The following is a 9,829-nucleotide window of genomic DNA, read 5'->3' as shown; positions in this document are numbered from 1 at the left end:
TGTCCTGATTTAAATTTAATCCACTATATCAGACTGGTATGGCGCGAGCGCTGGCGTATGAAAAAGCTCGTCTGAAATGGATTGTTCCATTTTCAGACGACCTTTGACCTTTGCAAGCCATATCCGCAGGCTGTATTTAAGTTTCTGCGGGCGGAAGGGGCGGGTGTTCGTCGGTTGTTTCCGATTTGGATTTGATAAAGCGGCTGCACCAGATGCCTGCTTCGTAAAGCAGGATAAGCGGGACGGCAAGCAGGGTTTGGGAAATCACGTCCGGCGGGGTAATGATGGCGGCAATGACGAATGCGCCGACAATGACGTAGGGGCGTGCGTTTTTGAGTTGTTCGGTGGTCACAATACCGATTTTAGCGAGCAGGACGACAACGACGGGGACTTCGAAAGTCGTGCCGAATGCGACGAACATACCCAAAATAAAGGACAGGTATTTGTCGATGTCGGTCGCCATGTTGACGCCGACGGGGGTAATACCCGCGAGGAATTTAAAGATGACGGGGAAAACGAGGTAGTAGGCAAACGCCATGCCGACAAAAAACAGGCTGACGCTGGAGAGGACGAGCGGGGTAATCAGGCGTTTTTCGTTTTGGTAGAGGGCGGGCGCGACGAATGCCCAGATTTGGTAGAGCGTGTGCGGCAGGGAAACGAGGAATGCCGCCATCAGCGCCACTTTCACCGGTACGAAAAACGGTGCGATGACGTCGGTGGCAATCATGCTGGTGTCTTTGGGCAAGTTCGCCATCAGGGGGTCGGCAACAAAGGTGTAAAGCTGCTGGGCAAACGGCATCATGCCGAGAAAGCAGACGACGATGCCGATGACGATCCACATCAGGCGGCGGCGCAGCTCGATAAGGTGTTCGATAAGAGGTTGGACGGGTTGTTCGTTTTGAGGTTCGGACACCGGTTTACTCACTTTTTACGGACGCGAAGTTTGGGTTTGGCATGAAATTTCGGGCGCAGGTCGCGCTTGCGGTTCATCGCTTGTTTTTTGAGGGAAGTGATATGCAGCACGGGCGCGTCTGCGGAAGTGTCGATATAGCTGACTTCTACGACATTGGACGCCGGAGCGGCGCTGCCGGTCAGGTATTCTCGCCAAGCGCGGTCTTGTTCGGATTCCGCAGGCGTGTCGGTTTCGACGGCATCCGTCGGATTGTCTGCTTGCGCCATAGCGTTTTCAGACGACGTGGAAACAGATGGGTCGTCTGAAACTTCTGCGCTTAATGAAGGAAGCGGGTTGCCGTGTTCATCCAAACCGAAATCGGCAGGCGTGCGTTGCGCCGGCAGACGTTCCCACGGTTTGAGCCCGTCGGAAATGTCGTGCAGGTTGTCCTGCATATCCGTACCGGTTTCTTTGAGGCTGTCGCGTACTTGTGCGGCGGCGGCTTCAAATTCCTGTTTGGCTTTGCGCAGCTCTTCCAATTCGACTTGGGTGTTGAATTCCTGCTTGACGCTGCTGACGAGGCGTTGCAACTTGCCGATGAGCCGTCCGGCAGTGCGGGCGGCTTCAGGCAGACGCTCGGGGCCAAGTACAATCAGGGCGACGATGCCGATTAAAAGCAGCTCGCCCAAACCGAAATCAAACATAGATTATGCTTTGTCTTCGTCTTTTTTGTGTTCGATGACTTCGTCTTTTTTGGCGTCAGTACCTTCGTTCAGACCTTGTTTGAAGTCATGCACGGCACCGCCGAGGTCTTTGCCGACGTTGCGCAGTTTTTTGGTACCGAAAACCAAAACGACGATGATTAATACGATGATCCAGTGCCACAGAGAGAAGCTACCCATAATAAATCCTTGATATAGTTGAAAATGGATGGTGGGAATGTTGGTTTATGCAGGCGTACCCATGATGTGGATATGCAGGTGGAACACTTCCTGTCCGCCGCCTTTGCCTGTGTTGATAAGGGTTTTGAAGCCGTCGGTCAAACCTGCCGCTTCGGCGATTTGAGGGACTTTCAACATCATTTTGCCCAAGAGGGTTTGATGTTCGGGCGCGGCGTGTGCCAGCGAGTCGAAATGGACTTTCGGAATCAGCAGCAGATGAACCGGCGCGGCGGGGCGGATGTCTTTGAAGCACAACATCTCGTCGTCTTCGTACAAAGTTTGCGCCGGAATATCTTTGGCGGCGATTTTACAGAAAATACAGTTGTCCATAATGGCTCCGAGGTCGTCTGAAAACGAGTGTAACGAGTTTCGCTAAAACGTGTGCAGCGCGTTTCGTCAAACAGACGGCAGAAAAACGAATAAGGTCGGATTGTAATATAAATTCAAGACTCTTTGCGAGAGGCTTTTTCCGCCAAGCCCGATAAACCTTGACGGCGCGCAAGCTCGTTGACGACATCTTCGGCGCGCAAACCGTGGTGCGCCAAGAGAATCATGGTGTGAAACCATAAGTCGGCAACTTCGTAAACGAGGTGTTCGCCGCCGCCGTCTTTCGACGCCATCAGGACTTCACCCGCTTCTTCGATGACTTTTTTGAGGATTTTGTCTTCGCCTTTGTGCAGAAGCTGGGCAACGTAGGAAGCTTCGGGATTGCCGCCTTTGCGGGAGTCGATGGTGTTTTGGATTTGGGTAAGGATGGTGTCGGTCATGGGATTTTCGGCTTTGAAGGATAAGGACTATTCGGATAAGGCATGGGTTTGCTTGGCTTCGCGTAACGCTGTTTCTGACAACAGACAATCATCCGCCCGATTTTTAGTGAAACTCGTTACACTTGTTTTGGCGAAACTCGCTGCGCTCGTTTTCAGACGACCTCTAAGGATGCGTATGCCCATAAATGGCTTCTTCGTCTTTCAACACGGCATCAACCGTCTGCCATACGCCGTCTTTCCAGACTTTGTAGAAACAGCTTTCGCGTCCGGTATGGCAGGCGATGCCGCCGTTTTGGTCTATCAGCATCACGATGGCGTCGCCGTCGCAGTCGAGGCGTAATTCGTACACCTTTTGCGTGTGTCCCGATTCTTCGCCCTTCATCCATTGCTTTTGGCGCGAACGGCTGTAATAGTGGGCGAAACCGGTTTCTACGGTTTTTTGCAGCGCCTCAGCGTTCATCCATGCGACCATCAATACGCGGCGGGTCTGCCTATCTTGGGCAATGGCGCAGACCAAGCCTTTTTCGTCGAATTTGACGGCGTTGAGCAGGCTGTTATCCATATTCGGCATCCTTATTTATTTTGACGAAACTCGTTTCACTCGTTTTAGCGAAACTCGTTACACTCGTTTTGGCGAAACTCGCTGCGCTCGTTTTCAGACGACCTTGAGCCAATCAAGTTCAACTTACAGCCGCACTTCGATTCCGGCTTCGCGCATGGCGAGCTTTGCATCGCGGATACTGACTTCGCCGAAGTGGAAAATACTGGCGGCAAGCACGGCATCCGCTTTGCCTTCTTTGATGCCGTCAATCAGATGCTGTACATTGCCGACGCCGCCGGAAGCGATGACGGGAATATCGACCGCTTCGCTGACGGCGCGGGTCAGCGGCAGGTTGAAGCCTTGTTTCGTGCCGTCCCTGTCCATGCTGGTGAGCAGGATTTCGCCTGCGCCGCGCCGCTGCATTTCAACCGCCCATTCGACTGCGTCCAAGCCGGTCGGCGTGCGCCCGCCGTGGGTGAAGATTTCCCAGCGGGTGTTTTCGGGATTGACGGCTTTGGCATCGACGGCGACGACGATAGCTTGCGAGCCGAAAAATCCGGCGGCTTCGTTGACTAAATCGGGGTTGGTGACGGCAGCGGTGTTGATGCTGGCTTTGTCCGCACCGGCATTGAGCAGGCGGCGGATGTCGGCTACGGTGCGCACACCGCCGCCGACGGTCAGCGGAATGAAAACCTGTGAGGCAACGTCTTCGATGACGTGCAAAATGGTGTCGCGGTTGTCGGAGGAGGCGGTGATGTCGAGGAAGGTCAGCTCGTCCGCACCTTCGTCGTTGTAGCGTTTGGCGACATCGACGGGATTGCCCGCATCGCGCAAACCGAGGAAGTTCACGCCTTTGACGACGCGGCCGTCTTTGACGTCGAGACAGGGGATGATGCGTTTTGCCAGTGCCATTTTGAATGCCTTTCCAAACCTAGGAATGAGGTCGTCTGAAAACGAGCGTAGCGGGTTTCGCTAAAACCCATACAGCGGATTCCACCCAAACGGACAATCCGTTTCAGACGACCTTTCCAATCATTGATACCGGCAAGGCAGGTGTTACGCCAGCCAGTTGTGCACCCATTTGGGCAGGTGTTGGAGCAGTTGGAAATAGCCGACTCCTGCAATGGCAGCGAATACGCAGGAAGTCATAAAGCTGCCGCTGAAGCGTCCGACGATATAAAACACTGTGCTGGCAAATGCCCATAACGCGCCGTTAAACACCATCCAATAGGTGTCGATCATCGGCATATCGAACGCGGAAAGCTGGCGGACGAGGATGGCGATGATGGTAAATCCCAAACCTTCGCTGACGGCGCGCACGTTGCGGCCGGATGACCAGATAATCCAAAAGCCCAAAATAAATGCTTCAAACATGAAATACCCCTTGAAAAGTAAATAAAACTAGTGAGTGTGGGATGGTGAGTCCCAAACAATATTCGGCGGTCTGCCGCCTTTTATTGTGAAGAAAAACGGACGAACCCGTCTTTTGTCCTACCTGTGAAGACAGGACAACAATGAAAGCAAACGGGTTCAGCCGATTATTGTGTATCTTCGCCCCGCTATATTGTTTGAAAACGGCGGGACAAGTGAGTAAGAAAACGTTGGGTCATTTCAGACGACCTTGATGGTTGTTTTTAAATAAGGTCGTCTGAAAACGAGCGCAGTGAGTTTCGCTACACCAACTTATGCCAGCGAATCCGCCAACTGTTGCGCTTGGGCAAAATCAATACTGCCCTCGTAAATCGCACGCCCGGTAATCGCGCCCGCCACGCCGTGTTTTTCAACGGCACACAAAGCGCGAATGTCGTCCAAATTGGTCAAACCGCCCGACGCGATAACCGGAATGGCGACGGCTTGCGCCAATTTGACGGTCGCGTCGATGTTCACGCCGCTCATCATGCCGTCGCGGCCGATGTCGGTGTAAATAATGCTGTTGACGCCGTCGTCTTCAAAACGTTTCGCCAAATCAATCACATGGTGCTCGGTTACAGTCGCCCAGCCGTCTATCGCCACCATACCGTCTTTGGCATCCAACCCGACGATAATCTGCCCGGGAAATGTTTTGCACGCCTCGCGCACGAAGTCGGGATTTTTTACCGCCGCCGTACCGATAATGACGTCGTTCAATCCCAAATCCAAATATTTTTCAATGGTTTCCAAGTCGCGTATCCCGCCACCCAGCTGTACGGGAATGTTTTTGGCAACGGCAGCGAGGATGTCCTTGATGGCGGGGAAATTTTGCGGAACGCCGGCAAATGCGCCGTTCAAATCCACCAAATGCAAACGGCGCGCGCCTTGTTTGAACCAATGCAGCGCAGTTTCGGCGGGCGAATCGGAGAACACCGTCGCCTGCTCCATCAAACCTTGTTTCAGGCGCACGCAGCGGCCTTCTTTTAAATCGATTGCGGGAATCAGCAGCATGGGAGTCCTATCCTTATGCGGAGTGTATTTTACACAAATTATCGAGTTTTAGCATATTTAAATGAAAAAACGTCATTGATAACACTAAAACGGGGCTATTTTGTGTGTATTTTGCATGTTTCAGACGACCTCTTCCGAGCGAAATTCAGAAGGTGAAAAGGGCGGGATGCTATTTCGTCTGTTTCAGCCCTTCATTTTTATTGCCTGAAATTGCTTGCCAACAGCCATTCTTGAGCCTTAGTGGCGTCGTCAAAATATTTCGGATGTTGGTTGGTCAACAGGCTGGAGAGGCGGGCGCCGAGTTTGATCCAAATGTCGTCTGTAATAACGGCGACACGGCCGAAGTCGTTTTCATGTTGGTTAAGGAATTTGATTTGTTCCATCGCCATATCGATTGTGAAATCTTTCAGCATGGACAAATCCAAAAGGATGTCGGGCAAGTGGATTTTTTGTTTGCTTTCCAATAAGGCAGCTTCAAGCTGGCGGAAATCATCGAGGGTAAATTCGTTGTACAGCGCCACATTCAAACCGTAAGACTGCTCGCGGATGGAAATCATCGTACTCTCCTTTTTATATGATGTTAATGATGAGGTTGATGGTCAGCTTGTTTTGGTAAGCCACTTTTTAATCGAAACCGGCCGGATGCTGCTTAATATGCCGCTTGTGACAATAATAATCATACCAAAGGTTTCCTGCCAAGTGACGGTATCGCCCAAAAATATCATGCCCGATAGGGCGGAAAAGACGACGGTCAGATAAGAAAGAGAGGCGACGGTGAATTTGTTGCCGACTTTATAGGCGCGGGTCATGGAAAGCTGGGCAAGCATGGCGGCAAGTCCGATGCAGAAAAGATAGGGCAGGGCGGATAGAGGAATGTTGTGCCAGCCGGTCAAAGTTGCCCAAACCGATGCCATGACGACACCGGTTATCGAAAAATAAAACACTACCCGCCAACCCGGCTCGCCGAGCAACGACAGTTCGCGCACCTGCAAATACGCCCAACCTGACATGGCTCCGCCCGCCAAGCCTGCCAATGCGGCGATTTCCTGTCCGCCTTTGAACGAAGGGTTCAGCAGCAGGACGACACCGAGAAAGCCAAATAACAAAATCGCCTGCGTATAAAGTGCAATCCGTTCTTTCAAGATAAAAAATGAAAATACTGCCAGAAAAATCGAAGAGGTGTAGCTTAAGGTTACCCCTGTTGCCAGCGGCAGGTGCATGACGGCATAAAACAGGCAAAACATGGCGGCTGTGCCGACAACGCTGCGGTTGAGGTGGGTTTTCCAATGTGGTGTGGCAAAGGTGTCGCCGCGTGCTTTTGCCATTATGCCTAATACGACGGCAGCAAAACTCATGCGCCAAAATACCAGTTCGCCACTGTTGAAACCGAATTTTGCCGCCGCGGCTTTGATGCACACGTTCATGACGGTAAAACCGAGTGCGGCAACAATCATCCATGCAGAACCGAGAGGGTCTTTGGGTGTGGGTGTAGTCATTTATCAAACTTCCAAAGAAGAAAGGGGTGTGTGGTTATAAATGGGGTCGTCTGAAAAGATTTCAGACGACCTATTGTCAAAAAGGCTCAATAAATAAACCTATGTTTTATGATATAATGATAATTTTTCTCATTCATAAACTTGGAAATTATTTTTATGGAAACTTCGCAACCTACGCAACATATTGCTGTACCTAATAGCCCCGTTAATCAACCCAAACGTTTGCGTGCAAGTGAAGGGGTAAATTGGTTTGCCGAATCATGGCGTATTTTTAATAAATACAAATTAAAATGGATAGGGGCAATGGTTTTGTTCTTCCTTATCCCGATTGCTTTGGGTTTGTTGTCCAGCTATGCAGCAGAAGGCAGCCAGCCTATGACCTTCAATCAATTGTCCTTAGGTATAGTCATACGCGAAGTGATCATCAATCTGTTTGTATATTGGGGAAGCTATTGTTTCCTAGGTGGTATTGTGCTGCTGGCACATCAAACCGCAAAAGGTGCGAATTTTAACTTTGGTAGTTTGTTTGCAGGTTTTTCAACTAAAAAGATCGGTTCGTTCCTAGTTCTTATGCTGATGAGTATAGTTGCGATACTGCTTCTTGCGTTGGTTGCTGTTATTCCTATCATGTTGCTTACGAAAGGAAATCTCTCTGCTCTAGAGATGTTGCCGATGGGGGAGTCACTTGTGTTCATTATAATGCTGATGGTCATTAGCATTGGTTCTATGATGTTTTGGTTGACTCCTGCTTTGGTCATGTTGGAGGATGTCAGACCAGTTGCCGCCATTAAGGTTAGCTTAAATGCCTGTTTTCGCAATATCCCTGCGTTTCTGGTATATAGCTTGATTTGGTTTGGCGTTATTATGGCATTTGGGTTGGCAATGACATTATTTGCTATACCAATTATTTTTGTATTGGGTGTAGGAGGACAACTGTTAGGCGCAGGAGGGGAACAGCAAATATGGAAAGTTTTCATTTTTCTTACAATTTTGTCTGGTTCTGTCTTCACAGTTCCTTATTCTATGATGGCAATCGGTCTATACACCTCATATCACAGCATCTTCCCCGAGGGTTATCTGAATAAACGCTAAATAGCAGAAGGATTATTATTGCTTTATAACAGGTCGTCTGAAACGTATTTTTCAGACGACTTTTTCAATTCAATGTTACCAGTCATGCAACAAAACCTATGCCATACAAACCTTGCCCTGCCTAAATTTGACACCCGCCCTCCGACTGCCTACAATTCAGGTTTCTCAAAAATCATCGTACGTTCCGTACACTATTCTTTTCAGACGACCTCTGTCTTCCGAATCCCATTCTTTCCAATACAACTGTCAAAAATCATGCACGTTTCAGAACTACAGACCCTACACATTTCCAAACTCTTGGAAATGGCAGAAGAACACGGCATTGAAAACGCCAACCGCTTCCGCAAACAAGACCTCGTATTCGCCATTGTCCGACAAATGATGAAGCAGGGCGAAAGCTTCACCTGCTCCGGCACGCTCGAAATCCTGCCCGACGGCTTCGGCTTTTTACGCAGCGCAGACACTTCCTACCTCGCGGGTCCTGACGACATCTACGTCTCGCCCACGCAAATCCGCCGCTTCAACCTGCATACGGGCGACACCATCGAAGGTAGCGTACGCGTACCCAAAGACAACGAACGTTATTTTGCACTCGTCCGCCTCGACAGCATCAACGGCGATCATCCCGAAGTCTGCAAACACAAAATCCTCTTCGAAAACCTCACCCCGCTTTTCCCTACTAAACAGTTCAAACTCGAGCGCGACATTAAAGCCGAAGAAAACCTTACCGGCCGCGCCATTGATTTAGTTTCCCCCATCGGTCGCGGACAACGCGCCCTTTTGGTTGCACCGCCGAAAACCGGTAAGACCGTGATGCTGCAAAACATCGCCCACGCAATTACCGCCAACTATCCCGATGTCGAACTCATTGTCTTGTTGATTGACGAACGCCCGGAAGAGGTTACCGAAATGAGCCGTTCCGTGCGAGGCGAAGTGGTTTCCTCCACCTTCGACGAACCGGCGCAGCGCCATGTTCAAGTGGCGGAAATGGTGATTGAAAAAGCCAAGCGTATGGTGGAACACAAAAAAGACGTGGTCATCCTGCTTGACTCAATTACCCGCCTAGCCCGTGCTTACAATACCGTTGTACCCACTTCCGGCAAAATCCTGACCGGCGGCGTAGATGCCAATGCCCTCCACCGTCCCAAACGCTTCTTCGGTGCGGCGCGCAATGTAGAAGAAGGCGGTTCGCTTACCATCATCGCCACCGCTCTGGTGGAAACCGGCAGCCGCATGGATGATGTGATTTATGAAGAATTTAAAGGTACAGGCAATATGGAGCTGCACCTCGACCGCCGCATGGCGGAAAAACGCCTGTTCCCTGCCATCAGCATTAATAAATCTGGTACTCGCCGCGAAGAACTGCTGGTGCCGAACGACCAGTTGCAACGCATGTGGCTCTTGCGCAAATTCCTGCATCCAATGGACGAAATCGAAGCGACCGAATTTTTGGTGGGCAAACTCAAAGATTCCAAAAATAATGATGAGTTTTTTGAATTGATGCGTGGTAAATAGTGAAAAGGTCGTCTGAAAGGTATTTCAGACGACCTTTGATGTTGATTGAGTTTGGTTTGAGAATATTTTGAAATAAAAGTCTTTGTATTTCAGGTTGTTGTTAGGTTTTGCGGAATTTTTTATTGTTTGGGGGTTGACGGTTTTTGGTGGTGGGGGTATAGTTC

Annotated in this window: 13 protein-coding genes; 2 read left to right on the top strand and 11 right to left on the bottom strand. The window is 50.2% G+C overall.

Annotated elements, in window-relative coordinates:
* Positions 1–136 precede the first annotated feature (136 nt).
* The 11 genes from tatC to HMPREF2572_RS05955 form a co-directional block, all read right to left on the bottom strand.
* The gene (tatC, locus tag HMPREF2572_RS06005) at positions 137–913 is read right to left on the bottom strand and encodes a twin-arginine translocase subunit TatC (RefSeq protein ID WP_070496813.1); all 777 of its coding nucleotides are present in this window, start codon (positions 911–913) and stop codon (positions 137–139) included.
* Between the two features lie 8 nt (positions 914–921).
* On the bottom strand, positions 922–1,596 hold the full coding sequence (gene tatB / locus HMPREF2572_RS06000) for a Sec-independent protein translocase protein TatB (RefSeq protein ID WP_070496811.1): 675 nt from the start codon (positions 1,594–1,596) through the stop codon (positions 922–924).
* A 3-nt stretch (positions 1,597–1,599) separates the two neighbouring features.
* Positions 1,600–1,794, bottom strand: a complete 195-nt coding sequence (gene tatA / locus HMPREF2572_RS05995) for a Sec-independent protein translocase subunit TatA (protein ID WP_003740881.1) — start codon at positions 1,792–1,794, stop codon at positions 1,600–1,602.
* A gap of 45 nt (positions 1,795–1,839) precedes the next feature.
* Entirely contained in the window at positions 1,840–2,163 is a 324-nt protein-coding gene (locus HMPREF2572_RS05990) for a histidine triad nucleotide-binding protein (RefSeq protein ID WP_070496808.1), read from the bottom strand.
* Positions 2,164–2,276: 113 nt separating this feature from the next.
* Positions 2,277–2,600 (bottom strand): phosphoribosyl-ATP diphosphatase, encoded by a 324-nt coding sequence (locus HMPREF2572_RS05985; protein ID WP_070496804.1) that lies wholly within the window; start codon positions 2,598–2,600, stop codon positions 2,277–2,279.
* Positions 2,601–2,763: 163 nt separating this feature from the next.
* Positions 2,764–3,162 (bottom strand): phosphoribosyl-AMP cyclohydrolase, encoded by a 399-nt coding sequence (gene hisI / locus HMPREF2572_RS05980; RefSeq protein WP_070496801.1) that lies wholly within the window; start codon positions 3,160–3,162, stop codon positions 2,764–2,766.
* 123 nt (positions 3,163–3,285) lie between these two features.
* Positions 3,286–4,053, bottom strand: a complete 768-nt coding sequence (gene hisF / locus HMPREF2572_RS05975; RefSeq protein WP_003776869.1) for an imidazole glycerol phosphate synthase subunit HisF — start codon at positions 4,051–4,053, stop codon at positions 3,286–3,288.
* 144 nt (positions 4,054–4,197) lie between these two features.
* Positions 4,198–4,515 (bottom strand): hypothetical protein, encoded by a 318-nt coding sequence (locus tag HMPREF2572_RS05970; protein WP_003756197.1) that lies wholly within the window; start codon positions 4,513–4,515, stop codon positions 4,198–4,200.
* A 309-nt stretch (positions 4,516–4,824) separates the two neighbouring features.
* Positions 4,825–5,562 (bottom strand): 1-(5-phosphoribosyl)-5-[(5-phosphoribosylamino)methylideneamino]imidazole-4-carboxamide isomerase, encoded by a 738-nt coding sequence (gene hisA, locus HMPREF2572_RS05965; RefSeq protein ID WP_003769070.1) that lies wholly within the window; start codon positions 5,560–5,562, stop codon positions 4,825–4,827.
* Between the two features lie 197 nt (positions 5,563–5,759).
* A complete protein-coding gene (locus HMPREF2572_RS05960) occupies positions 5,760–6,119 on the bottom strand; it encodes a SpoIIAA family protein (RefSeq protein ID WP_049223638.1) in 360 nt (119 codons plus the stop codon).
* Between the two features lie 42 nt (positions 6,120–6,161).
* Entirely contained in the window at positions 6,162–7,058 is an 897-nt protein-coding gene (locus tag HMPREF2572_RS05955) for a DMT family transporter (protein ID WP_070496798.1), read from the bottom strand.
* A 156-nt stretch (positions 7,059–7,214) separates the two neighbouring features.
* On the opposite strand from HMPREF2572_RS05955, the gene HMPREF2572_RS05950 reads away from it, so the two are divergent.
* The gene (locus HMPREF2572_RS05950; protein WP_070496959.1) at positions 7,215–8,150 is read left to right on the top strand and encodes a hypothetical protein; all 936 of its coding nucleotides are present in this window, start codon (positions 7,215–7,217) and stop codon (positions 8,148–8,150) included.
* A gap of 255 nt (positions 8,151–8,405) precedes the next feature.
* The gene (gene rho, locus HMPREF2572_RS05945) at positions 8,406–9,665 is read left to right on the top strand and encodes a transcription termination factor Rho (protein WP_070496795.1); all 1,260 of its coding nucleotides are present in this window, start codon (positions 8,406–8,408) and stop codon (positions 9,663–9,665) included.
* Positions 9,666–9,829 lie beyond the last annotated feature (164 nt).

The organism is Neisseria sp. HMSC064E01, assembly GCF_001808875.1.
In the GTDB taxonomy this organism is placed as follows: domain Bacteria; phylum Pseudomonadota; class Gammaproteobacteria; order Burkholderiales; family Neisseriaceae; genus Neisseria; species Neisseria sicca_A.
This window is presented reverse-complemented; position numbering and strand designations above follow the sequence as displayed.

What these genes read in the sequence shown, in the direction of transcription:
- HMPREF2572_RS05960 (WP_049223638.1), bottom strand. Translation starts at nt 6,119, where the DNA reads ATGATTTCCATCCGCGAGCAGTCTTACGGTTTGAATGTGGCGCTGTAC.
- HMPREF2572_RS05990 (WP_070496808.1), bottom strand. Translation starts at nt 2,163, where the DNA reads ATGGACAACTGTATTTTCTGTAAAATCGCCGCCAAAGATATTCCGGCG.
- HMPREF2572_RS05955 (WP_070496798.1), bottom strand. Translation starts at nt 7,058, where the DNA reads ATGACTACACCCACACCCAAAGACCCTCTCGGTTCTGCATGGATGATT.
- HMPREF2572_RS05985 (WP_070496804.1), bottom strand. Translation starts at nt 2,600, where the DNA reads ATGACCGACACCATCCTTACCCAAATCCAAAACACCATCGACTCCCGC.
- HMPREF2572_RS05950 (WP_070496959.1), top strand. Translation starts at nt 7,215, where the DNA reads ATGGAAACTTCGCAACCTACGCAACATATTGCTGTACCTAATAGCCCC.
- rho (WP_070496795.1), top strand. Translation starts at nt 8,406, where the DNA reads ATGCACGTTTCAGAACTACAGACCCTACACATTTCCAAACTCTTGGAA.
- hisI (WP_070496801.1), bottom strand. Translation starts at nt 3,162, where the DNA reads ATGGATAACAGCCTGCTCAACGCCGTCAAATTCGACGAAAAAGGCTTG.
- hisA (WP_003769070.1), bottom strand. Translation starts at nt 5,562, where the DNA reads ATGCTGCTGATTCCCGCAATCGATTTAAAAGAAGGCCGCTGCGTGCGC.
- tatB (WP_070496811.1), bottom strand. Translation starts at nt 1,596, where the DNA reads ATGTTTGATTTCGGTTTGGGCGAGCTGCTTTTAATCGGCATCGTCGCC.
- hisF (WP_003776869.1), bottom strand. Translation starts at nt 4,053, where the DNA reads ATGGCACTGGCAAAACGCATCATCCCCTGTCTCGACGTCAAAGACGGC.
- HMPREF2572_RS05970 (WP_003756197.1), bottom strand. Translation starts at nt 4,515, where the DNA reads ATGTTTGAAGCATTTATTTTGGGCTTTTGGATTATCTGGTCATCCGGC.
- tatA (WP_003740881.1), bottom strand. Translation starts at nt 1,794, where the DNA reads ATGGGTAGCTTCTCTCTGTGGCACTGGATCATCGTATTAATCATCGTC.